General features: G+C 67.8%; 12 protein-coding genes and 1 riboswitch. Of the genes, 5 read left to right on the top strand and 7 right to left on the bottom strand.

The features are described from left to right. Positions 1–267, top strand: a complete 267-nt coding sequence (locus tag G6N31_RS25405) for a MoaD/ThiS family protein (protein WP_098001735.1) — start codon at positions 1–3, stop codon at positions 265–267. A 262-nt stretch (positions 268–529) separates the two neighbouring features. Then, positions 530–715: riboswitch (cyclic di-AMP (ydaO/yuaA leader) on the top strand. A gap of 9 nt (positions 716–724) precedes the next feature. Further along, on the top strand, positions 725–2,008 hold the full coding sequence (locus G6N31_RS25400; protein WP_163722380.1) for a transglycosylase family protein: 1,284 nt from the start codon (positions 725–727) through the stop codon (positions 2,006–2,008). Here G6N31_RS25400 and G6N31_RS25395 read toward each other — a convergent pair whose 3' ends face one another. The 4 genes from G6N31_RS25395 to G6N31_RS25380 are packed head-to-tail and all read right to left on the bottom strand — an operon-like array spanning position 2,009 to position 3,594. Beyond that, positions 2,009–2,434 (bottom strand): molybdenum cofactor biosynthesis protein MoaE, encoded by a 426-nt coding sequence (locus tag G6N31_RS25395; RefSeq protein WP_098001739.1) that lies wholly within the window; start codon positions 2,432–2,434, stop codon positions 2,009–2,011. Continuing rightward, positions 2,431–2,910: a MogA/MoaB family molybdenum cofactor biosynthesis protein gene (locus G6N31_RS25390; protein WP_098001741.1), complete on the bottom strand. Its 480-nt coding sequence runs from the start codon at positions 2,908–2,910 to the stop codon at positions 2,431–2,433. The genes G6N31_RS25395 and G6N31_RS25390 overlap by 4 nt, the downstream gene beginning before the upstream one ends. Beyond that, entirely contained in the window at positions 2,907–3,350 is a 444-nt protein-coding gene (gene moaC / locus G6N31_RS25385; protein ID WP_165776221.1) for a cyclic pyranopterin monophosphate synthase MoaC, read from the bottom strand. Before moaC ends, G6N31_RS25390 begins: the two co-directional genes overlap by 4 nt. 58 nt (positions 3,351–3,408) lie before the next feature. Continuing rightward, positions 3,409–3,594, bottom strand: a complete 186-nt coding sequence (locus G6N31_RS25380; protein ID WP_098001745.1) for a hypothetical protein — start codon at positions 3,592–3,594, stop codon at positions 3,409–3,411. 65 nt (positions 3,595–3,659) lie between these two features. Here G6N31_RS25380 and G6N31_RS25375 point away from each other — a divergent pair, with 65 nt between their 5' ends. Further along, the gene (locus G6N31_RS25375; RefSeq protein WP_098001747.1) at positions 3,660–5,918 is read left to right on the top strand and encodes a helicase-associated domain-containing protein; all 2,259 of its coding nucleotides are present in this window, start codon (positions 3,660–3,662) and stop codon (positions 5,916–5,918) included. Here G6N31_RS25375 and G6N31_RS25370 read toward each other — a convergent pair whose 3' ends face one another. Continuing rightward, on the bottom strand, positions 5,919–9,131 hold the full coding sequence (locus G6N31_RS25370) for a hypothetical protein (RefSeq protein ID WP_234815165.1): 3,213 nt from the start codon (positions 9,129–9,131) through the stop codon (positions 5,919–5,921). It lies immediately after the preceding gene. Between the two features lie 462 nt (positions 9,132–9,593). Between G6N31_RS25370 and G6N31_RS25365 the strand changes: the two genes are divergently transcribed. Continuing rightward, positions 9,594–11,243, top strand: coding sequence for a DNA repair helicase XPB (locus tag G6N31_RS25365; protein ID WP_098001749.1), 1,650 nt, complete (start codon positions 9,594–9,596; stop codon positions 11,241–11,243). A gap of 14 nt (positions 11,244–11,257) precedes the next feature. Here the strand turns inward: G6N31_RS25365 and G6N31_RS25360 are convergent, their stop codons facing one another. Further along, positions 11,258–22,888 (bottom strand): Ig-like domain-containing protein, encoded by an 11,631-nt coding sequence (locus G6N31_RS25360; RefSeq protein WP_133117653.1) that lies wholly within the window; start codon positions 22,886–22,888, stop codon positions 11,258–11,260. Between the two features lie 799 nt (positions 22,889–23,687). Further along, positions 23,688–24,680, bottom strand: a complete 993-nt coding sequence (locus G6N31_RS25355; RefSeq protein WP_098001754.1) for an LLM class F420-dependent oxidoreductase — start codon at positions 24,678–24,680, stop codon at positions 23,688–23,690. Positions 24,681–24,777: 97 nt separating this feature from the next. Between G6N31_RS25355 and G6N31_RS25350 the strand changes: the two genes are divergently transcribed. Then, positions 24,778–25,203 carry a pyridoxamine 5'-phosphate oxidase family protein gene (locus G6N31_RS25350; protein WP_098001756.1) on the top strand — a complete coding sequence of 142 codons (426 nt, stop codon included), beginning with the start codon at positions 24,778–24,780 and terminating at the stop codon, positions 25,201–25,203. The last annotated feature ends 2 nt before the right edge of the window (positions 25,204–25,205 follow it).

Genomic DNA, 25,205 nt, shown 5'->3' with positions numbered 1-25,205 from the left:
ATGCGGTCCGAGGTCTCGGTCCTGGTCACCGTGCGCTACTTCGCCGCAGCCCGCGCGGCAGCCGGCACCGAGAGCGAGCATGTCCAGGTGGATTCCGGCAGCACCATGGCCGACCTGGTCGCTCAGTTGAGCGCACGCGACGAACGGTTGGGCACGGTGCTGCGGCGGTGCTCCTATCTGCTCGACGGCGTCGCGGTTCGGGCGATGTCGACCGAGCTCGCCGCGGGCCAGACCGTCGACGTTCTGCCTCCGTTCGCGGGCGGCTGACGGCTCGATCACGTGATCTATTCCGTGATTTACATCACATGACATAACGATCACGGAATGGCTACGCCGCCATCAACCCACCGCGCACCTGCAGGAACGACGATCCGTCCTGCGTATTTAGAGTTTTTTTAGTATTTGCCCGGTTCCGGGACACGGCGCCGAGCAAAAGATGACGGGCTCCCGGCAAGCCATTACCGTCTTCAACGGGCCATCGATCCCCACATTCCGATGGCCTGCCGCGCACCTACCGCGCCAAGCTCCATCCGTTGGTGCGCGGGACCCCGAGACACACCTGGATGGAGGCGGGGGACCCACCCGGTCCACCGAAACACGGGACCCGGAGCCGATTTCGGCTCCTTGGGGTGAAGCCGGCGTCCCGACGCCGGCCGGGCTACCTCTCCAGCCCGAACCCGACAGCTGACCTCGCAGGCGCTGAACGAGAGGACCACACGCACTTATGAGTGGACGGCATCGCAAGCCCGCCCCTTCGTCTGTCAACGTCGCCAAGATCGCCTTCACCGGCGCTGTGATCTCCGGCAGCGGCCTGGCCCTGGCCGGTACCGCCGGCGCGGCCACCGACGGTGAATGGGATCAGGTGGCCCGCTGCGAGTCAGGCGGGAACTGGGCGATCAACACCGGCAACGGCTACCACGGCGGCCTGCAGTTTGCGCCGGGAACCTGGTCCGGCCACGGTGGCGGCGAGTTCGCCCCGGCAGCGCACCTGGCTACCAAGGAAGAACAGATCGCCGTTGCGGAGCGCGTGCTGGCTTCGCAGGGCAAGGGCGCATGGCCGTCGTGCGGCGGGCCGCTCTCCGCCGCCACGCCGCGCAATGTCGTCGACGAGGAGCCGGCTCCGGTCCACCCGCTGGGACTCGACGGTGCGCTGCCTGCGCCGCCGGCCGACCTACTGGCTCCGCCGCCTCCGCCGCCCGCCCCGATCGACCCGCTGGCCGCCCCGGCGCCGGTCGACGCGCCGCTGCCCCCGCCGCCGCCCGCGCCCGAGGTGGCGCCGCCCCCGGCCGCACCGCTCGACGCGCCGCTGCCCCCGCCGCCGGCCCCCGACATGGCACCGGCACCGATCGACCCGCTCGCGCCACCCCCGGCCGCACCGCTCGATGCGCCGCTGCCCCCGCCGCCGGCCCCCGACATGGCACCGGCACCGATCGACCCGCTCGCGCCACCCCCGGCCGCACCGCTCGACGCACCGCTGCCCCCGCCGCCGGCCGATCCGAACGTCGTGACGATCGCCGACTGGGACTCCGTGCAGGGACCCGCCCCGGTCGGTCAGCCACAGCTGTGGTCCGTGCAGTCCGGCGATGTGCCGCTGCAGCCGGCCCCGGGCGCTCCTGCCTTGCCGCCTCCGCCGGCGCCGCAAGCCGCCCCGGCCCCCGCGGATCCCCTGGCTCCGCTGGCTGCCGTCGACGTGCCGGCCGCCGCGTTCGACGTCGCCAACCAGGCGATCACCGGTGACATCCCGCTGCCGGAGGGTGTGCCGCACCTGGCCAGCCCCGAGAATCTTCCGCCAGGCACCACCATCGACCCGGCACAGGTGGCGGGCGAGAGCGCCAACGTGACCTACCTGCGGGAGATCTGGCACGCCATCCAGACCCAGGAGATCTCGGGGAGGGATGCGCTGCTCGCCCTCACCCAGCGTCCGCTGACCACCCCGGAACCGGGCGGCGTGCCACCGAACCCACCGGCACCCGTGGCTCCCCCGGCCCCGGTGTTGCCACCGGCCTGATCACGCGGAGTTGACCCACTCGTCGGTGCCGTCGACGAAGAACTGGTGCTTCCACACCGGGAGCCGTTCCTTGACGGCATCGACAAGTCGGGCGCACGTGGCGAACGCCGCGCCACGGTGATCAGCAGCCACTGACGCCACCAGAGCGGCGTCGCCGATGTGCAATTCGCCGATGCGGTGGCTGACCGCGATGGCGCGCACGCCACTGGACTCGGCGGCGACCTCGGCGGCCACCTCCGCCAGCGTCTGCGCCGCCGTCGGGTGCGCCGAGTACTCGAGTCGGAGCACGCCGCGCCCGCCGTCGTGGTCACGCACCACCCCGGCGAAAGTCACCACGGCACCGGCCGCGTCGTGGCCGACCAACGCTTCGTGATCCGCGGTGTGGATCGGCTCTTCGGTCAGCGCAGCGCGCACGACGGTGCTCATCGCGGATGGTCCTCGCCGTGGAGTTGATCGAGGGCATGGTCGAGGACATCGGCCAGCACCGACAGCCCGTCGCGGACACCACCGAGGGAGCCGGGCAGGTTCACGATCAGGGTGCGGCCGGCGACCCCGCACACTCCCCGCGACAGCACCGACGTCGGCACGTGCGGAAGACCGGCGCGCCGGATTGCGTCGGCGAGGCCGGGGAGCTCGTAGTCGAGCAGCGCCGCGGTGACCTGAGGGGTGGCGTCGGTGGGCGAGATTCCGGTCCCGCCCGAGGTGATGACGACGTCCGGAGCCGCAGCGAGCGCGTCGCGCAACGCGTATGCGACACCGTCGCCGTCGGCGACGACGACCGGGGGTCCGGTCGTGATGTTCCGGGCGTGGAGCCAGTCGACGATCACCGGGCCGCACCGGTCCTCATAGATCCCGGCCGACGCGCGGGTCGATGCGATGACGACGGCCCCGGACCGGGTCATGCGTCCCGGACCCAGGTGCCGGTCTTCCCGCCCTCTTTGCGCACCACTTCGATGTCGCCGATCCGCGCGGCCCGATCGACGGCTTTGATCATGTCGTAGAGGGTCAGCGCAGCGACGCTGACGGCGGTCAAGGCCTCCATCTCGACGCCGGTGCGGTCGGTCGTGCGCACGGACGCCGTGATGCCGACGGCGCCGGGATCGTCGCCCGCCGCGACGACGAAATCGATGTCGACGCCAGTGATGGCCAGTGGGTGGCACAGCGGAATCAACTCGCTGGTGCGTTTGGCGGCCATGATGCCTGCGATGCGGGCAGTGGCCAGCGCGTCGCCTTTGGGCAGCCCGTTTTCGGTGATCAGCTGCACAACGTCGGGTCGGGTGCGCAGCATGCCCGCGGCAACCGCGACGCGTTTGGTGGCGTCCTTGGCGGTGACGTCGACCATGTGGGCCGCGCCGGTCTCGTCGAGATGGGAGAGGCGATCGCCCACCGTCAGCGCGCCGCTACCGATTGATGACGGTCTTGGACTGAATGAACGGCAGTTCCTCGGCCGGGAGCGGGAACGTCAGGTCACCGAACGGCGAGAGGGCCCCGGTGCGATCGGCGGCCAGTTCGCTGATCGCGTGGTCGTCGGGGTCCGCCGTGGGCCAGCCTGGGTCGACGTATCGGGTCTTCTTGTCATCAGCCACGGTGCCATTGTGGCAAACGACTCGTCGTCAGGCGAGGTCGGGCGGCTGCTTTACGCTGGTCAGCAATGAGTGCGAAGACTCCAGGCGTGCCGTTGGGCGCCTGGTTGGCCGATCTGGACGATGAGCGGCTGATCCGGCTGCTGCGACTTCGGCCCGACCTCACCCAGCCGCCGCCAGGCACGATCGCCGCGCTGGCCGCCCGCGCCGCGGCGCGGCAGTCGGTCCGGGCCGCCACCGATGACCTGGATTTTCTGCACCTTGCTGTTCTCGATGCGCTGTTGACGCTGGGGGCGGACGCCGGCGCGGTCCCGACCGCCGCGCTGACCGAACGTCTCGGCGAGCGTGCCGCCGGCGCCGACGTGGACGGTGCGATCTCGGCGCTGCAGGACCGCGCCCTGGTCTGGGGCGCCCGCGACGGGCTGCGCGTCGTCGCCGAGGCCGCCGGGTGCCTGCCGTGGTATCCCGGCCAGGCCACTTACGAAACGGGTGCTTCATCTGCCGATGCCGTTCGCGCCTCCCTCGACGACCTGGACGAGGCCTGCCGCGACCTGCTCGACAAGCTGCTCGACGGCTCCCCGATCGGCCGCACCCGGGACGCGCTGCCCGATGCCCCGCCTGACCGCCCGGTGCAGCGGCTGCTGGCGGCCGGGCTGCTTCGTCGACTCGATCAGGACACGGTCATCCTGCCGCGACTGGTCGGCCAGATTCTGCGCGACGACGCGCCCGGCCCGGTCAGCCTGACCCGGCCGGACCCGACTCGTTCGCAGACCTCGGCCCGTGATGTGGACGCCGTGGCCGCCGGTGCCGCGCTGGACCTGATGCGCGAAGTCGAGATGATCGTCGAAATCCTGGGCGCGACACCGGTTCCCGAACTGCGCAGCGGGGGCCTGGGCGTTCGGGAGGTCAAGCGGCTGACCAAACTCACCGGTATCGAGGAGCGCCGACTGGGGCTGATCCTCGAGATCGCCGCGGGAGCGGGGCTGATCGCCTCCGGCGTTCCGGAGCCCGACCCGACCGACAGCGGAGCCAGCCAGTGGGCGCCGACGGTGGCCGCCGACCGTTTCGTCGAGTCGACGACCGCGGCCAAGTGGCATCTACTCGTCTCGACGTGGCTGCATCTGCCCAGCCGGCCCAGCCTGGTCGGTACCCGCAGCCCCGAGGACAAACCGTATGCCGCGCTGTCGGATTCGTTGTTCTCGACCGCAGCGCCGCTGGACCGTCGACTGCTGCTCGACGTGCTGGCCGAGCTGCCCGCGGGTGCCGGCGTCGACGCGGACAGCGCGTCGGAGGCGCTGGTGTGGCACCGCCCGCGGTGGTCGGCGCGACTGCAGCCCGGGCCGGTGGCCGATCTGCTGACCGAAGCGCACGCGGTCGGCGCGGTGGGCCGCGGCGCGGTGGCCGGCCCGGTGCGGGTGCTGCTCGACGTCGGCGACGACGAGGCCGTCGTGGCCGCCATGGCGCAGACGCTCCCGGCGCCGATCGACCACTTCCTGTTACAGGCCGACCTGACCGTGATCGTTCCCGGCCCGCTCGAACGTGAGTTGGCCGAGGAGCTGGCCACGGTGGCGACCGTCGAATCCGCCGGTGCAGCCATGGTGTATCGCATCGACGAAGGGTCCGTGCGCCGCGCGCTGGACTGCGGCAAGACCGCCGGCGAACTGCACGCGCTGTTCACCAGGCATTCGAAAACCCCGGTACCCCAGGCCCTGACGTACATGATCGATGACGTCGCCCGCCGCCATGGACAGCTGCGGGTCGGGATGGCGGCTTCGTTCGTCCGGTGCGAGGACCCCGCGCTGCTGGCCCAGGCCGTCGCCGCGCCGGCGACCGAGTCGGTCGAACTGCGGATGCTCGCGCCTACCGTGGCGGTCTCCCAAGCCGGTATCGCAGAGGTGCTGAATGCGTTGCGGGCCGCCGGGTTCGCGCCGGCCGCCGAGGATTCCACCGGTGCCATCGTCGACCTGCGCTCACGCGGCGCCCGGGTGCCGGCGCCGGGGCGCCGGCGCGGCTACCGGCAGCACACGCCGCCCACCGATCAGACGTTGGGCGCGATCGTGGCGGTGCTGCGCAAGGTCGCCGCTGCGCCGTCGTCGGGCCTGCGCCTGGATCCCGCGGTGGCGATCACCGAGTTGCAGATCGCCGCGCAACACCAGGAGTCGGTGGTGATCGGCTACGTCGACCCCGCCGGGGTCGCCACCCAGCGCGTGGTCGCCCCGATCAACGTGCGCGGAGGACAGCTCACCGCCTACGACCCGGCCTCGGGTCGAGTGCGCGAGTTCGCCATCCACCGCGTCACGTCGGTGGTCTCCGCCGATCCCGGTTGATTACTTGTAGATCGAGACCAGGACGGTCCCCGGCAGCAGGGCGTTCAGGCCGGAGTCGTCGGTGATGTTGATCGTCAGGGTGCGGGTTTTGAACAGCTCCAGCCATCCTGCGCCGTGCTGGGTAGCCCGGAACGTCACCGCCTCCAGCGCGGCCTTGTACTGCCCGAGGGTGGCCGTCCCGGTCAGCGTGAGCTCACGCGTGGTGCCGTTGAAGGAACCGGTGACCGGGTTGTTGGCGAGTCCGGCGAAGGACAGGGTGTCGCCGGTGGTGAAGCCGCCGGTGATCTTCACGCTTGCTCCGGTGAGCACCGTCGAGTCGGTGTCGATGATGGTCGCCGACGTGATCGGCCGAACGTTCTGGTTGGCCTTCGGGAACTCGAAAAGCGATGGACCGGTGACGATCAGGGCCGGTCGGTCGGGGTTCTTGACGAAGACCTCGGCCGACGCGGGGAGGACTGACTCCACCCCGGAGTCGTCGGTGACATCGATACTCACGAAACGGGTGATCACCGCGCCGCCGGTGGCTTCGAATGTCACGGACTGCAACGCTGCCCGGTACTGCTCGATGGTCGCGAGGCCTTGCAGCGTGAGGGTGTCATTGCCGTTCCATGTCGCGGTGATGGGATTGCCCTCGATGGTCGTGAAGGTCAGCTTGTCGCCGGCCTGCTTGCCCAGCCCGATCTTGAGCGTGGCCTTCGTGAGGTTGGTCGAATCGAGGTCGCCGATCAGCACGGTCGGCGCGAGGACCACGCCACGCTTGCCGATGGTGTAGGTCGCCGGCACCAGTGACGGTGCGGCGATCGTGGGTGCCAGCGGTGCCAAGGTGTTGACGAGTACCAGACCGGGCACCGGATTCGTGCCGCCGTCGGCCTCCGAGACCGTGATGGACACCGTGCGGGTCACCCCGAGTTGCGTTGCACTGAAGGCGATTTGTTTGAAGACCTGTTCGTACTCCGCGACGCTCGCAGCGCCCGACAGGGTCAGCGTGTAATCATTGGTCTGGGTCACGGTGATGTTGGCGGTCGGCGCTCCGGTATAGACGAGTTTGTCACCGCTCAACCGCGCGGCAGAGACGGTGACCGTGGCACCCGAAAGCATGTTGTCGTCGGCGTTGGAGATGCCCACGGACGACACGATCTTCACTGGCGGCTTGCCGAGCGTGTAGAACGGCAATCCGACGGGCACGACGGTCAGCGGCAGTTCGGGGCTGGCAACGACGCCGATCAGCACCAGTGCCGGCACCAGGTTCTCGGTGCCGCTCTGGTCGGTCACGGTGATCTCGACGGTGCGGCTGAGCAGTCCGAGTTCGGTGGCACTGAACGTGACGGCCTTCAGCGCCGCTTCGTACGCCGCCTTGGAGGCGACATTACCCAGCGTCAGGGTGTGGTTCTGTGCATCCCACTCGCCCTCGACCGGTGAGCCGTCCGGTGCGACGAACTCCAGCAGATCACCGGTGCGTGCGTTGAGGATCTTGAGCACAACACGGCTGAGATCGGCCGAGTCGGGGTCGCCGACCTCGGCGATCGAAAGCAGTCGCGTCGGGTCATCGCCCAGGCGATAGGGCAGCCCGGGTGCGGCGATCAGCGTCGGCGGCAGCTTCACGGCCGGCAGCACCGTAGCCAGCACCGTGGCCGGGATCAGCATCGTCTTGTCGTGTTCGTCGGTGAGGGTGATGCCGACCGTACGCGCCCCGAAACCGAGATCGGTGGCGCTGAAGGTGACGGCCTTCAACGCTGCCTCGAAAGCAGCCAGCGACGCGCCGCCCTCGGCGAGCAGGGTGAGAGCCCTGCCCTCCTCGTCCCAGGAACCCTGGATCGCACTGCCCTCGGGGGCAACGAATTCCAGCCTGTCGCCGTCCTGATATCCGACGGTGAACTTCAGCACCGCGCGCTTCAGGCTCTCCGAGTCCGGGTCGATGATCTCGGCGACGGAGAGCAACTTCACCGGGTCCTCGCCGAGCTGATACGGCAACGATCCGATTGCGACGAGTCCGGGCGGAGTCTGCAGGATCGGTTCGACGTCGAAGTTCACCGTGTAGGTGAGGGTGTCGGGCTGAGCGAGGCCGAACGCACGGGCCACCGAGTGCAGCAGGTTCTGGATGGCGCCGAGCGCACCGGTGAGGTGCTCGGAGTCGTCGCGGATCACGACCTGGAACTCGACCGGCTTGGGGTCACCGATGACGGGAACGGTCGGGGTGTAGATGAACTTGCCGGTCAGGATCTCCCGAACGACAAATCCGCCTTCCGGCTGGACGATGTCGTAGGTCAGAGGATCGCCGTTGGGGTCTTCGGCGTCGATGTCGATGATCACCGAACCGAGAAGCTGCTCGGTGGTGACGCTGTGCACGACCGGGGTTTTGTTGAAGAAGGTGTGGTTGATCAGCCGCCGGACCCACGCCAGTACGGCATCGTTGATCGGATTGGACACCGGCGCGTCGGTATCGACCAGCGGCGCCATCGCCGTGGACACCACAGCGGCGACCACGTTGTCCGCGGTGACCTCGCGAGTGACACGCGCCTCCGACGTCACCGACGCGTAGGCCGCAGTGCGGACTTCGGCCCGGCGGGGGAACACCTGCTGCACGGTGGTGGTCGCGGTCTCGACGACGCCGGTGGGATCCGAGGGGGACGCCTCGGTGTCGAGGTCCTGCTCGACTGCCTGCTCGTCGACGGTTTCGGTGACCTCGTCGGTTTCGCTCACGGAGAGCTGTTCCGAAGCACTGTTATCCGGTGCGGTCGAGCTCGACTGGTCCAGTTCGTCGGCACCCGAGGCAGCGGCATCAACGTCTTCGTCGACGTCCGCCTCGTCGAGGGCAGCGTCGGTAGACCTGGATTCGGTGCGCGCCCGCGCTTCGGCCCGTTCCGACCGGTCCGCTCGGACCCGCGGTCCGCTGCGAACCGAGGGTTTCGATGCCTCGCTGCGCTCGCCGGTGGCGGACTCTGCCGTGCTGGAGGAGGTCGACGAGGACGACGAGTCGGCGTCGGTTTCGGCGTAGGCGACCGGGGTGGCGGAGTTCGCGATGGCGAAACCGATCCCGAGCGAAACCGCCAGCGCGCCGACGCGCCCGACGTGCGTGGCGTACTTCGTCGTCGACTTGCGGACGTGCCTGGGTCGACCGGCCGACGTCACGTCGTGGAGCAGGTCCCGCGCCGCCCAGAACTCGGGCTGCGTCCGGGACGCGTCACTGCGGTGGCGAGCTGGTTGTGCACTCATGTGTCGTCGGCCTCCGTTGGTCGCTGATCCCCCTCAGCTGTCCCCCGTGCTACCCCCGGCGTCGGCGTGGGAGGGCCGTCTACTGCCGCGTGCCTGGCCATCGCGTCCCCGTCGTCGGATGTGGTGCCGGTAGCCGAACGCGCGCGATGTGCTTGCGTTCGTCAGGATGACATTAGAGCAAAATATTGACGGTGGTAATAAATCCGACGAATTTCTTTTTCTTGTCAACATCACGGCACAGCACATGATCGCTTCTAACAGCTATTACCTTCAGATAGCAACGCTATACAATACGTAACTTTGCGTAGCGGATCACGGGCGTGCGCTCCGCGGCAACCAGATGTCGCAATGTTTCGCGTGGCGATCCGAGGCGTCCGCGATGTTGCCAGGGGGCTCCATCTCCGGCCGCCCTGGATAATGGACAAACGTGACTCCGAACCGACATCCGCTGCGAGGCGACGCGTGACCGACGGACCGCTGATCGTCCAATCCGATAAGACCGTGCTGCTGGAAGTCGACCACGAGCAAGCCCAGGCAGCCCGTGCGGCGATCGCGCCGTTCGCGGAGCTGGAGCGCGCGCCCGAGCACATCCACACCTACCGCATCACCCCGCTGGCGTTGTGGAACGCGCGGGCCGCCGGTCACGACGCCGAACAGGTCGTCGACGCGCTGGTGACGTTCTCGCGCTACGCAGTGCCCCAGCCGCTGCTCGTCGACATCGTCGACACGATGGCGCGCTACGGGCGGCTGCAGCTGGTGAAGCACCCGGCGCACGGCTTGACTCTGGTCAGCCTCGACCGGGCAGTGCTCGAAGAGGTGCTACGCAACAAGAAGATCGCGCCGATGCTCGGGGCTCGCCTCGATGACGACACCGTGATCGTGCACAACAGTGAACGCGGCCGGGTCAAGCAGATGCTCCTCAAGATCGGCTGGCCCGCCGAGGACCTGGCCGGCTACGTCGACGGTGAAGCCCATCCCATCGATCTGGCGCAGGACGGGTGGCATCTACGCGACTACCAGCAGATGGCCGCCGACTCGTTCTGGGAAGGCGGTTCCGGGGTTGTCGTGCTGCCGTGCGGAGCCGGCAAGACTCTGGTCGGCGCCGCAGCGATGGCCAAAGCCGGTGCGACGACGCTGATCCTGGTGACCAACACGGTGGCCGGGCGGCAGTGGAAGCGCGAGCTGGTCGCGCGGACGTCGCTGACCGAGGAGGAGATCGGCGAGTACTCCGGCGAGCGCAAGGAGATTCGTCCGGTCACCATCGCCACCTACCAGGTGATCACCCGCCGCACCAAAGGCGAATACAAGCATCTCGAGTTGTTCGACAGCCGCGACTGGGGGTTGATCATCTACGACGAGGTGCATCTGTTGCCGGCGCCGGTGTTTCGGATGACAGCGGATCTGCAGTCGCGGCGACGACTCGGCCTGACGGCGACCTTGATCCGTGAGGACGGACGCGAAGGCGACGTCTTCTCGTTGATCGGCCCCAAGCGCTACGACGCGCCGTGGAAGGACATCGAGGCCCAGGGCTGGATCGCGCCGGCCGAGTGCGTCGAAGTCCGGGTGACGATGACCGATAACGAGCGCATGCTTTACGCCACCGCCGGGCCTGACGAGCGCTACAAGCTGTGCGCGACCGCACACACCAAAATCGCGGTGGTGAAATCGATCCTGGCGCGCCACCCCGACGAGCCGACGCTGGTGATCGGCGCCTACCTCGACCAGCTCGACGAGCTCGGCGCCGAGCTCGACGCCCCGGTGATCCAGGGATCGACGAAAACCGCTGAGCGCGAGGCGTTGTTCGATGCGTTCCGGCGCGGCGAGATCCGCACGCTGGTGGTGTCCAAGGTCGCCAACTTCTCCATCGATCTACCTGAAGCCAGTGTGGCGGTGCAGGTCTCGGGAACCTTTGGCTCCCGCCAGGAGGAGGCGCAGCGGCTGGGCAGACTTCTGCGCCCCAAAGCCGACGGCGGCGGCGCGGTGTTTTATTCCGTCGTATCCCGCGACAGCCTCGACGCCGAGTACGCCGCCCACCGCCAGCGCTTCCTGGCCGAGCAGGGCTACGGCTACGTGATCAAGGACGCCGACGACCTGCTGGGGCCGGCGATCTGACTCCGTATCGGCGGCTACAGAACAATCGTCAACAGCAGCACGGACTCATTGCTGGGCAGTCCCTGCAGATCCACCACCTGGAACGTGATCGTGCGGACACCGAGCAACGCCAGGCCTGAGGTCTCGAAGGTCACGGACCGAAGAACCTGCACGTATTCGGCAACCGTTCCCTGCCCTGAAAGCGTCAGCACACTGTCTTGATAGGAGCCGTCGATATCGCCGGTTGGGGTGAAGTCCAACTGGTCGTTGCTATGCGCGCCGCCGATGGTGACTGTCGCGCTGGTCAGGAACGATGAGTCGTCGACGATGGTGGTCAACGGGCTCAGCGTCAGCAATCCTCCGAGAACGCGGCTATAGGTGCTGACCGGCAGCGCCGTCGTGAGAAGCGGCGGGGTATTTGCCACCACCGTGAGTGTTACCAGCCCGGGCACGCTAGTAGCACCGTGCTCATCGGTCACGGTGAAAGTGATCGTCTTGATGGAAGCCAACGATGGACCACTCGAGGCGAAGCGCACCGAACGGAGAGCCTCTTGGTACTGCTCAAGGGTTCCCGGCCCGACGATCGTCAATCTCCCTGTTTCCGAGTCGAAATCGAGCCCGGAGATCTGACTACCCTCCGGCGGGGTGAAGGTCAGCACATCCCCCTCAGCGAACCCGCCCGAGATCTCCACGACCGCACCTGTCAGGTTATCGGAGTCCAGGTCGGCCACTGTCAACAGCGGATTCACCGCCACCGCAGTATTGCCGGCGGTGTATACAGGTCCCACCGGTATCGTCGCGACCAGGGGCGCTATGTTGCTCGGCGCAGCCAATACGGTCACCGCGACCGAGCCAGGAAGACTCGTGGCTCCTTGGCGATCGGTCACCTGGAATGACACCGTCTTGATCGCCGCCAGCGCTGCGGAACCGGTCGACAGCTGCACCGACCGCAGCAGTTGCTGGTAGTCCTCGATCGCTACGGCGTTCGTGAACGTCAGAACACCGGCATCGGAGTTGTAACTGCCGGTGATGCCGAGCTGAGCGGCAAGCGTTTCGTCGAAGGTCAGGGTGTCGCCGGAGGCGAAGCCCCCCGAGATCGTCGCCGTGGCACCGCTGAGGGCGTCGGAGTCCAGATCCAGCAAGGTCAGTCCGGGGTCGACGTCGGTCGCTGCGTTGCCGGCCGTGTAGTTGACGTTCACCACCGACGTCACCACGAGAGGCGCGACGTTCAGCGGTGCCTTGACGATCGTCACGGCGACCAAACCGGTGTTACTGGTGTTGTTTTCGGCGTCGGTCACGACGAAGGAGATGGATTTGATGGTCGCCAGCGCGTCGGTGTCCGCGGTGAAGGTGATCGAGCGCAGCAGCTCCTGGTACACGGCTTTCGACGCGGTCTCGGTGAATGTGAGCACGCCGGCGTCATAGGTGTAGTCCAGGTCGACGCCACTCGGCATGGTGAAGCCCAGGCTCTCCCCTGCCGCTGCCCCACCGACGATCCGTATCACCGCTCCGGAGATCTCGGACGAATCCGCGTCGAGCAGCAGCAGGTTCGGGTCCACCTGCTTGGCCGATTCACCGGCTGTGTAGTCGATGCTCGCCAGCGAGGTCACCACGACCGGTGTTGCAAGCACGGGCAGGGCCGCGATGGTGACTGCCACCATTCCCGGTGCGCTTACGCCCTGTTGGTCATCGGTCACGGTGAACGTGATGGTCCGAATTGCGGCCAGCGCTGACGAGCCGGTCGAGAACGTCACCGACCGTAGGAGCGCCTGGTAGTCGGCGACGGAGGCATCGCCGTCGAAGGTGAGCACCCCGTCGCTGAAGGTCCCCGTCACCCCCTCCGGAGTCGGGCCGAAACTCAGTGTGTCGTCGGCGCCGGGGCTGACGATCGTCACTGTGGCGCCGGTGATGATCTCCGAATCAGCGTCGAGCACCAGGAGTCCGGGGTCCACTGTGGCACCGGCCGCGCCCGCGGTGTAGTTCACGCTGACCAGCGAGGTCAGCACCAGCGGGTCAGCCGCCGTCGGCAGTCCCAGCACGGTGACCACGGTGGTCGCGAGCACGTCACTTTCGTTATTGTCGGCATCGGTGACCGTGAAGCTGACCGCTCTCAAGCCGGGCGTCGTCGACGTCAATGTAACCGATTGCAGCAGTTGCTGATACGTCGCCACCGAAGCGGTCCCGCTGAAGGTCAGGACGCCGTCGACGATGTTCGCGTCGATGCCGCCGGGCAGGCTCGCGGTGAAGCCGAGCACGTCGCCCCCCGCGAGGTTGCCGATCGTGACTGTCGCCGATTCGAGTTCGTCGGAATCGAGATCGGAGATGACGACGATCGGGCTGACGGTGATCGGCTCATCGACGGTGCCACCGACCGCCGGTGTGACGATGACGAGCGGCGTCACCTGGGTCGGCAGGCCGACCACGGTGACCACCGTGGTCGCCGGGACGGCACTGACGTTGCCGTCGGCGTCGGTGACCGTGAAGCTGATCGCTTTGAGCCCCGGCGCGGACGCGGTCATCGTCACCGACTCCAACAGCGCTCGGTACTCGGCCAACGAGGCCGGCCCGGTGAACGTGAGCACACCCCCGGCGATGACGGCGTCGACGTCGGTGGGAAGCGCCGCGGTGTAGCCGAGCACGTCGCCCGCGGAGAGGTTTTCGATCGTCACCGTCGCCCGGTCGATCTGCTCCGAATCCAGATCCGAGATCGCCACCGTCGGGCTCACCGTGATCGCGTCGCCGATGCTCCCGGTGGCCACAGGCGTCACGAGGACGAGAGGAGCCACCTCTGTCGGCACCTCGGCCACCGTCACGACCGTCGAGGCGGGAACGGCACTTTCGTTGAGTTCCCCATCGACGACGGCGAACGAGATCGTCTTCAGGCCCGCCGACGCCGACGTCAACGTCACCGACTCCAACAGCGCTCGGTACTCCGTCAACGAGGCCGGCCCGGCGAAGGTGAGCACACCGTCGACGAGGTTGGCGTCCACTGTTGCCGGCAGGGCTGCGGTGAAGCCGAGCACGTCACCGGCTTGCCAGTTCCCCACGGTGACTGTCGCCGAGTCGATCTCCTCGGAATCCAGGTCGGAGATCAACACGGTCGGGCTGACTGTGATCGTGTCACCGACGGCCCCGGCGATGACCGGGGTCACCACAACGAGCGGAGCCACCTCGGTGGGCAGTCCCACGACCGTCACCACGGTGCCGGCCGGCACGGTGTTCACGTTGCCTTCGGCGTCGGTGACGGTGAAGCTCACCGACTTCAGTCCGGTAGCTGTCGACGTCAGCTTCACCGACGCCAACAGTGCGCGGTACTGGTCGATCGATGCCGGACCGGTGAACGTCAACACGCCGTCGAGGTTTTCCACATCGACACCCTCGGGGAGAACGGCAGTGAAGCTCAACGTATCGCCGGCCGTGTAGTTCTCGATTGTGACGCCGGCCGACTCCAGTTGGTCGGAGTCCAGATCCCCGATCGCCACGGTGGGGCTCACCGTGATCGCCTGACCGACGGTGCCGGTGGTCAGCGGTGCGACGAGTACCAGCGGCGCCACCGGGCTCTGCAGACCGACCACCGTGACCACAGTGCCCGCCGGGACCGTGCTCGCGGTGGTCTCGGCGTCGACGACGGTGAAGGTGATCTCCTTCAGGCCGGCGGTCTGCGAGGTCAACGTCACCGACGCCAACAGGGCCTGGTACTCGGCCACCGTGGCGTCCCCGGTGAACGTCAGCACTCCACCGGTGAAGTCGGCGTCGACATTCTGCGGCACCAGCGCGGCGGTGTAGCCCAACACGTCGTCGGCGGCCCAGTCCTCGACGGTGACTGTGGCAGAGCCGAGGTGCGACGAGTCGAGGTCGGCGATCACGACAACCGGACTGACGGTGGTCGCCTCGCCGACGGCGCCGACGGCGGTCGGCAGTACCACCACCAGGGGCGCGACCGCGACCGGCAGCGCTGCGACAGTCACGACGGTACCGGCCGGCAGGGTGCTGACGTTGTCCTGCGCATCGGTGACGGTGAAGCTGACGGCTTTGAGACCGGGGGCCTGCGAGGTCAACGTCACCGACGCCAACAGAGCCTGGTACTCGGCCACCGTGGCGTCCCCGGTGAACGTCAGCACTCCACCGGTGAAGTCGGCGTCGACATTCTGCGGCACCAGCGCGGCGGTGTAGCCCAACACGTCGTCGGCGGCCCAGTCCTCGACGGTGACAGTAGCCAACCCGAGGTGCGACGAGTCGAGGTCGGTGATCACCACGATCGGGCTCACCAGGATCGCATCACCGACCGTGCCCGCCGTGGCCGGTCGCACCACCACCAGCGGCGGTGCGTCGAGCGGTGCGTCCACCACGGTGACCATCGTGGTGGCCGCGACCGTGCTGGTGTTGGTATCGATGTCGGTGACCGTGAAGCTGACCGCCTTGACGCCCGGGGTCGTCGAGGTCAGCGTGACGGTCGCCAACAGGGCCTGGTATTCGGCGACGGTGGCGTTGCCGGTAAAGGTCAGCGTTCCGTCGACAGCACTGGCGACCACGTCCGGCGGGAGGGTGCCGGTGTAGTCGAGCTCATCCCCGACCCCGGCGCCGGCCACCGTCACCGTTGCAGAACGGATGATCCCGGAGTCCAGGTCGGTGATCGCCAGAACGGGACTGACGGTGATGGCCGACCCGGCCACACCCGCCGCCACCGGCGAGACCACCACGACCGGCGCGATCAGAAGCTCGGGCAGCCCCACCACGGTCACCACCGTGCCCGCGGGCAGCGCACTCGCGACACCTTCGGCATCAGTGACTGCGAAGCTGAGCGTCTTGACACCCTCGGCGGTGGAAGTCAGGGTCACCGCCTCCAACAGTGAACGGTACTGCTCGACCGTCGCATTACCGGTGAAGGTCAGAACGCCGTCGGTGTAATCGACGTCGATGCCGTCGGGCAGAGTTCCGTTGTAGCTCATAACATCTCCGTCGACCGCGCCGCCCACCGTCACGGTGGCCGACTGCAGATCGTCGGAGTCGAGGTCGGTGATCACCACCACGGGGCTGATGGTGATGGGCGCGCCGACACTGCCCGCGGCCACCGGTGACACCACCACCACGGGTGCGATCGAGACGTCGGGCACACCGACGACCGTGACCACCGTCGCCGCGGGCACCGTGCTGACACGGCCTTCGAGATCGGTGACCGTGAAGCTGACGGTCTTCAGCCCCGACGTCTGTGACGTCAAAGACACGGCGGCAAGCAGGTTCTGGTAGTCACCGGCCGCCGCCGGCCCCGTGAACGTCACCTCCCCGGCGGCGTACTCGACGGTCACCCCACTCGGCAACGTGCCGTCGAAGCTCAGCACATCTGTGTCAGCCGCGTTCACCACTCGAACCGTCGCCGACTGCAAGCCATCCGAGTCCAGGTCGGTGATGACCGCGATCGGGCTGACCGTGATCGCGTCACCAACCACACCGACGGCCACCGGGGTGACGACGACGACCGGCGCGAGCGACACGGTGGGCGCGCCGACCACGGTCACCGCGGTGACCGCCGGCAGGATGCTGGATGTGCCCTCGAGGTCGGTGACCGTGAAGCTCACCGTCTTGATGCCGGCACCGGCAGAGGTCAACGTCACCGACCGCAGCAGCGCCTGATAGTCCCCGGCCGAAGCGTCGCCGGTGAATGTCAGTACGCCGTCGGTGTAGTCGGCCAGCAGCCCATCGGCCAGCGCCGCGTCGAAGTCCAGAAGGTCGCCGGCCTGATAGTCGTCGATGGTCACCGCCGCCGAACCGAGCAGGGCCGAGTCGACGTCGGTGACGACGAGCACCGGGCTCACCGTGATCGGGGTGCCCGTTCTGCCGGCAGCCACCGGCGACGCGACGACCAGCGGAGGAAGTGACACCCCGGCGACGCCGACCACCGTCACCACGGTTGCCGCCGGTACCACGTTGGCGGCGCCCCCGGCGTCGGTGACCTCGAAGCTGACCGTGCGGATGCCCGGGTCGGTCGACGTCACTGTCACCGACCGCAGCAGCGCCTGGTAGTCGGCAACCGAGGCATCCCCGCTGAAGGTCAGCAGTCCGTTGGCGTAGCTGCCCAGGATGTCTGGGGCAAGGGCGGGGTCGAAATCGAGGACATCGCCGTCCTGATAGCCCTCGATGGTCACGGTCGCGGAGGTGAGGGTTTCGGAGTCGACGTCAGCGATCACCAGAACCGGGCTGACCGCGATCGTCGAACCGGTGGTGCCCGCTGCGACCGGGGACGCCACCACCACCGGCGCGAACGACGTCGCCGGCACCCCGACCACCGTAACCGCCGTGATCGCGGGCAGGACGCTGGTGGTCCCGCCGAGATCGGTCACCGCGAAGGAGACGGTCTGCACACCGGCTGTCGTCGAGGTCAGGGTCACCGACCGCAGCAGTGTCTGGTACTGCTCCACGCTGGCGGTTCCGCTGAGCGTCAGGACCCCGTCGGCATAGTCGACCTGCATTCCGTCCGGCACCTCGGCGTCGAGGTCGAGCACGTCACCGCCGTCGGGGTCGGTCAAAGTCACGGTGGCAGAGGTTAACTGGGCCGAGTCCAAGTCCCTGATGACCGTCAGCGGGCTGATCCGGATCGCCCGCCCGACGGCACCGGCGGCGACCAGAGACACCACCACCACCGGCGGGATGTCGGTTTCCGGAAGACCCAACACCGTCACCGCGGTGACGGCGGCGACCGCGTTCTCGTGGAACAGGCTGTCGGTGACGGTATAGCTGACCGTCTTCAGACCCGCGGTGTCCGACGTCAACGTCACCGATGCCAGCAGCGCCTCGTACTCAGATACCGTTGCGGTGCCGGTGAAGGTGAGCACTCCGTCGGTGTAGTCGGCCTCCACACCCGAAGGCAGCGCGGCGGTGTAGCCGAGAACGTCACCGGCCGCAGGGTCGTCGAGGGTGACGGACGCCGAACGCAGGAAGGTCGAGTCGAGGTCGGTGATGATCACCACCGGGCTCACGGTGATCGCGTCGCCCACCGTGCCCGCAGCCACAGGTGACACCACCACGACCGGATCCAGGGACAGGTCCAGCAATCCCACAACGGTCACCGCAGTACCCGCGGGCACCACGCTGGTCTTGCCTTCGCCGTCGGTGACGGCGAAACTCACCGTCTTCAGGCCGCCACTGGCCGCGGTCAAGGTGACCCTCTGCAGCAGGTCCTGGTACTGGGCCACGCTCGCGTTGCCGGTCAGGGTCAGCACTCCCGCGGAGTATTCGGCTTGCACCCCCGAGGGCAGTGCCCCGCTGACAGCCAGCACGTCGCCGGCGCCGAAGGTGCCGAGAGTGACGGTGGCAGAACGCACCTGGTCGGAATCGGGGTCGGTGAGGACGACGATCGGGCTCACCCTGATCGCCGATCCCGCGATGCCCGTCGCAACCGGTGCGACCAGCACCAACGGGGGCACCTCGGTCGACAGCCCCACCATGGTGACCAGCGTCCCTGCCAGCACCGCGCTGGTGGCGCCGTCGGCATCGGTGACCGTGAAACTCACCGCCTTCACACCCGCGGACACCGTCGTCAACGTGACCGACTGCAGCATCTGCTGGTACTGCTCGACGGTGGCTGTGCCGGTGATGGTGAGCACCCCGCCGGCGTAGAACGCCTCCACACCCGACGGCAGTGTCGCGTCGACGACGAGCTCATCGCCCTCCTCGGCGTCAGCGAGAGTCACTGTGGCCGAGTCCATCTCCGTTGAGTCCAGGTCGGTGATCAGGACGATGGGGCTGACCGTGGTGGGCTCGCCGACGGTGCCCGCCGCCACCGGTGTCACCACGACCACCGGCGCCATCGACAGGCCGCCCGGCACCCCCACCACGGTGACCACGGTCCCCGCCGGCACCACGCTGGTGGCGCCTTCGGTGTCAGTGAGCGAGAAGCTGACGGTCTTCACCCCGGCGCCGGCCGAGGTCAGCGTCACCGACTGCAGCAAGGCCTGATACGCCGCTGCCGAGGCGTCCCCGGTGAACGTAAGGGTCCCGGTGCCGTAACTGACGTCGACACCGCTCGGCAGGGTGCCGGTGAAGTCCAGCACGTCGTCGGCGGTGCCGCCGCCAACGGTCACGGTGGCCGAATGCAGTTGCGCGGAGTCCGGATCGGTGATGATGACGATGGGGCTGACCACGATCGCCGAACCCGTGACACCAGCCGCCACCGGCGAGACGAGCACCAGCGGCGGCACGTCGGCCGACAGTCCGACCACGGTGACCAGCGTGCCGGCCTCCACCAGGCTGTCGGCTCCGTCGAGGTCCGTGACGGAGAAGCTGACCGTCTTCAGGCCCGCTGACACCGAGGTCAGCGTGACGGACTGGAGAAGCGCCCGATACTGTTCCACGGTGGCGGCGCCGGTGAGGGTCAGCACACCGTCGGCGTAGCCAGCCTGCATCCCGTCCGGCAGTCCGGCATCGATGGCCAGGATGTCGCCGTCCTGCGCACCGGCGAGAGTGACGGTGGCAGAGCCGAGTTGGGACGAATCGAGGTCGGTGATGACCACGACCGGGCTGACGGTGGTGGGCTTGCCCACGGTCCCGGCGGCCACCGGCGACACCACGACCACCGGAGGGATCGAGACACCGGGAAGACCGACCACGGTCACCACGCTGGCGGCCGGAACAACACTGGTGTTGCCCTGCAGATCGGTCACGGTGAAGCTGACCGCCTTCAGTCCTGCGGTGTCGGAGGTCAGCGTCACCGACGCGAGCAGTTGTCGGTACTCTTCGACCGAGGCGCCACCGGTGAAGGTCAGCACGCCGTCGGAGTAGCCGGCAGCGACGCCCGTCGGCAACGCGGCGGTGAACCCGAGTGCATCGCCGGGCTGCGCTTCTTCCAAAGTGACGGTCGCAGCATGCAACTGATCTGAGTCCAGGTCGGTGATCACCACGATCGGGCTCACCGAGACGGACGATCCGACGACCCCGGCCGCCACCGGGGTGACAAGCACCACCGGAGCAATCTCCGTCACCGGTAGGCCGACCACCGTCACCACCGTGCCGGCCGGCACCGTGCTGGTGTTGCCGTCGACATCGGTGACCGAGAAGCTGATCGTCTTCAGGCCTGCGTCCGGCGAGGTCAACGTCACCGACGCCAGCAGCGCCTGGTAGTCGGCAACCGAGGCGTCGCCGGTGAAGGTGAGCACCCCGTCGACGTAACCCGCCGACACATTCGTCGGCAGCGGACCGTAGCCGAAGACATCGGCTTCTTCCGCGCCGGCGAGTGTCACTGTCGCAGAACGGAGGTCGCCTGAGTCCAGGTCGGTGATCACCACGATCGGGCTGATCCTGATCGCGGAGCCGGCCACGCCGGCCGCCACCGGTGACACCACCACCAACGGCGGCACGTCGACCGGCAGACCCAGCACTGTCACCACCGTGGCCGCCGGCACCGAACTCGCGTTGCCCTCGACATCGGTGACCGTGAAGGACACCGACTTGAGGCCGGCCGCGGGCGAGGTCAATGTCACGGTTCGCAGCAGCTGTTGGTAATCGGCGAGCGAGGCCTCACCGGTGAACGTCAACACACCGTCGTCGTAGGTGGCGGACACCCCGGTGGGCAGCGTTCCGTAGCCGAGCACGTCGCCGTCGTCGACGTCGTTGAGAGTCACTGTGGCAGAGTCGAGTAGGTCGGAATCCAGATCGGTGATCACCACGATCGGGCTCACCGTGATCGGCGCCCCGGCAGTCCCGGTGGCAACCGGGGTGACGACGATCAGAGGCGGCACGTCGACGGGTAGGCCCAGCACCGTGACCGCGGTGCGCGCCGGCACCGAGCTGGCGTTGCCGTCGTCGTCAACCACGGAGAACGCCACCGCCTTCAGACCCGGCGCCGCGGAGGTCAGCGTGACGGAGGCCAGCAACTCCTGATAGGCCTCCGCTGACGCGTCACCGGTGAAAGTCACCCAACCGTCCCCGGTGGTGACCGTCATGCCGGGCGGCAGCGTCCCCCATCCCAGCGAGTCGTCCGCACTCGGATCGGTGATGCGCACCGTCGCCGACGTCAGGACATCGGAGTCGACATCGGTGATCACGACGATCGGGCTGACCCTGATCGGGCCGTCGACCCGGCCGGCGGCCACCGGCGACACCACCACCAGCGGGGGCACCTCGACCGGCAGACCGACGATCGTCACGACCGTGGCAGCCGGCGTCACGTTCGTCTTACCTTGGTCATCGATCACCGCGAAAGACACGGTCTTGACTCCGATGTCCTCGGAGGTCAGCGTCACCGTCTGCAGCAGTTGTTGATACGCCGCCGCGGAGGCGGCACCGGTGAACGTGACCACCCCGTCCTCGCCGACCGCGGCCGAGACACCGGTGGGCAGGTCGCCCCAGCTCAACACATCGTCGGCAGCCGCATCGTTGACGGTGACGGTGGCCGAGGTGATCTCCTCGGAATCCAGATCGGTGATGACCACCACCGGGCTGACCCGGACCGCAGTACCGACCAGACCGGTAGCGACCGGGGTCACCACCACGACGGGTGGCACCTCGACGATCGGGTTGGCGGTCACCGACACCGCAAGGGTCACCTCGTCGCGTTGCGCGATACCGATGATCCGCGCCAGCGAATGGAAGATGCCCTGGATCACACCCCCAATGCCTTTGAGATGCTCCGACGAGTCACTGATCGTGACGTAGAAGGTGTCTTGCAACGGCTGACCGGTGACCGGGAGCGTGGGGGTGTAGATGAAGGTGTCGGTCAGCGGGTTCCTGACGACCAGACCGTGTGCGGGCTGGCTGATCTTGTAGGTCAGTGGGTCATCGTTGGGGTCGCGGGCGTTGAGGTCGAATTCGACCTGGCCGGTGAGCAATTGGTGGCTTTCCACCGGGCCCCACACCGGCGTCCGATTGAAGAAGGTGTGCGTGATCTGCCGCCGGACCCAGGCCAGGAACGCATCGAACCAGGGCGCCCGCGCCGGCGCGGCGGGATCGGCGAACGGGGCGACGACGTTGGACACGAGCGCCGTCATCATGTCGACGGTCTCGACGCGGTTTTCGGCCGGGAACGCCGACGCGACTGCAACCCTCTTGTCCGTCGTCGTGGCGGTGGCTGTGGTGGTCTGCGTCGTGGCGGTTGTGCTGTCGGTGTCGGTGTCGGTGTCGGTGTCGGTGAGGTCGACGGTGACGGATTCGGCCTGCGGCTCGGCCGTCGCGTCCGCAGCGGTCACGTCGGGTTCCGGCTCCGTCACGTCAGCGTCGTCGGCGACGGTGCCGCTCTCGGATGGTGACTGCGCGGTCTCTTGCACGGCCGCCTGCTGGATGTTCCGACGTTGGAGCTGGCCGTCGGCCGCTGTCTCGTCGCTGACCGCGGGTTCGGGCGGGTCGTCCGAGGCGTCCCCGCTGCTCTGTTCCTCGGACCCGTCATCACCGGGGGACACGTCGGGGTCCGGAACCTCGGATTCGGAGTCGCCCGGCTCGAGGTCCGCAAGGTCCGCATCGTCCAGCGTTTCGTCGTCGAGGTCCTCGGGACCCTGCTCGTCCTCGACGTCGCTGCTGCTGCCGGCGTCCGAGGGTGCGGTCCTGTCCGGGTGCTGCCTGCGCGGGGCCGACGACGTCGCGTCGTTGTCGCGACTCGCCGACACCGACGAGTCCCCGTCGGTGTCGGCGTAGGCGACGCCGGAGGAGTTCGCGACGGCGAATCCGATCCCGAGCGACACCGCGAGGGCTCCCACCCGCCCGATCGGGAGGGCATACCGCGCCGGGAGCGTTCGCGCGTGCCTGGCCTGCCCGCCGGCGGACGTCAACAACTCACTGGCGGTCCAGAACTCTCGTTGGGTACCGGACTCCCGACGCGGGGCGCGATGACGGGCCGGGCTCGCACACATACTCGTCCTCCGTTTGCTGTGACGGCACCCCCCGCGGTATCCAGTTGTTCAGCTGCGCGATCGCGACTTTTCGACGATTCGCTGAATCACACCGACGGCGTTGCGCCCTCCCCGGCCCGCACGTCGTTTCTCCAGCGTCCCGACCGCTCATACTGGTTTGCTGGATACGCACGACCGGCGCCGTGCGCGGCCAGCACAAACCAGAGTAGCCACTTCCGCGACTGCATTAGCGAAATCCCGCAAAAACTTTCATGCGGAAGGTTATGGCAACGGCTATATCCGCCGAAGTAGGCTCAAGAACACTTGTTACTCTGCGATCTACCACTACATAGCAAATTAACTTTCGCGACAAAGCGGTGTTGGCTGAGTTGCACGCTTCCTGGGACTGGTAATGGCCGGGCACCAGAGTCGCCCGCAGCAGCATTCGGCGCCGCCTGGCAGCTTATGGCGCTGGAGTTAGCGCTGATATTGCACGTGCACAGATGTGCGGGCGCTCGGGAGGTGTGGGGGTTCGGCTGCGCTTCGCCAAGCTGCCGCGACGTTGGCGCACCACGTGTTAGCCATGGGCGTGAAAGCCGAGAATTGACGTCGATAGCAGTATTTGCCGACTACCGGCTATTGGCAGGGTGCGTCACGACAGCGCGGGAATGACCTCGCGCTCGAACAACTCGATGCCCGAACGGTCGTACGCCGCTTCGGGGAAGTAGCAGATCACGTACCGGCAGCCCAGGTCGCTCAGCTTCTGCAGGCATTCCACCAGCTGCTCCGGCGTGCCGCTTCCGGCCTGCGGTGTGCTCATCGAGTTCAGCATCGCATCGGCGGCCGCGTCCCCGGTCAGTCCGCTGATCCGCGACCGCACGCGGTGCAGGCGGTCCTTCACGTCGGCTTCGGAGGCGCCGACGATCGCGTTGATGTTCACGCTGCGCACGATGGCGCTGTAGTCGGTACCGACGTCATGGCAGTGGTCGGCGAGCACCTGCGACTTGTGGGCGAAGCCGTCGGGGTCTGCGGTGTAGTTGGTGTACTGGGCGTACTTCGCGGCGATCCGCAGCGTTTTCTTCTCGCCTCCGCCGGCGATCCACAACGGAATCCCGCCCTGCTGCAAAGGTTTCGGCGCCACGATGGCACCGTCGACCTGGTAGTGCTCACCGTCGAAACTCACCACCCCTTCGCGCCACGCATCGGCCATGATCTGCACGCCCTCGTCGAGGCGTGCCAGCCGGACACCCGCTGAGGGAAACCCGTACCCGTAGGCGCGCCACTCGTGTTCGTACCAGCCACCGCCGATCCCCATCTGCACCCGCCCGCCGGAGATCACGTCCGTGGTGGCCGCGACCTTGGCCAGGTAGGCCGGGTTGCGGTAGCTCATTGCGGTACACATCTGCCCGAGCTTGATCCGCGAGGTCGTCGCGGCGAACGCCGCCATCAGCGACCACGCTTCGTGAGTTGCCTCCTGAGTGGGCATCGGGACGGTGTGGAAGTGGTCGTAGACCCACAGCGAATCCCAGATCCCGCCGCCGTCGGCGTAAGCAGCGAGGTCGCGCATGACGCGCCACTGCTCAGATGGGTCGATGCCGACGAGATCCAGCCGCCAGCCCTGGGGAATGAACAAGCCGAAGCGCATGACCCGACTCTAGGGGCCGCACCGCATGATCGACACCGATCGCACGCAGCCGGCGTGAAGTCGTGCCGGTGTCGGAGCGTCTCACTAGCGTTGTGTCATGGCCCTTTCCCCCAATGAACGCGAGCAATTCCTGGCCGAACCGCATGTTGCGGCGCTGTCTGTGGCGTCCGGCGAGCGACGTGGCCCCCTGACGTTGCCCATCTGGTACCAGTACCGCCCGGGCGGTGACCTGTGGTTCATCACCGGCGCCGGATCCCGCAAACACCGACTGATCGAACGAGCCGGCCACCTGTCGATGATGGTCGACCGCATCGAACCGACGGTGCGCTATGTCGCAGTGGACGGTCCGGTCCTGCGCATCGAACCCGGGACCGACGAGCAACTGGTGGAGGTGACCCGCCGCTACCTCGCACCCGACAAGGTCGACGGCTACCTGGAATTCGCCCGCCGTGAGCACGGCGAGAGCGTGGCGGTGTTCGTCCGTCCCGAGCATTGGCTCTCGGCCGACCTCGGTGCGGTGTGAGT

Origin of the sequence: Mycolicibacterium duvalii, from assembly GCF_010726645.1 — a bacterium.
Taxonomy (GTDB): Bacteria; Actinomycetota; Actinomycetes; order Mycobacteriales; family Mycobacteriaceae; genus Mycobacterium; species Mycobacterium duvalii.
The sequence above is the reverse complement of the archived record's forward strand: the minus strand, read 5'-3'. Positions and strand labels throughout refer to the sequence as shown.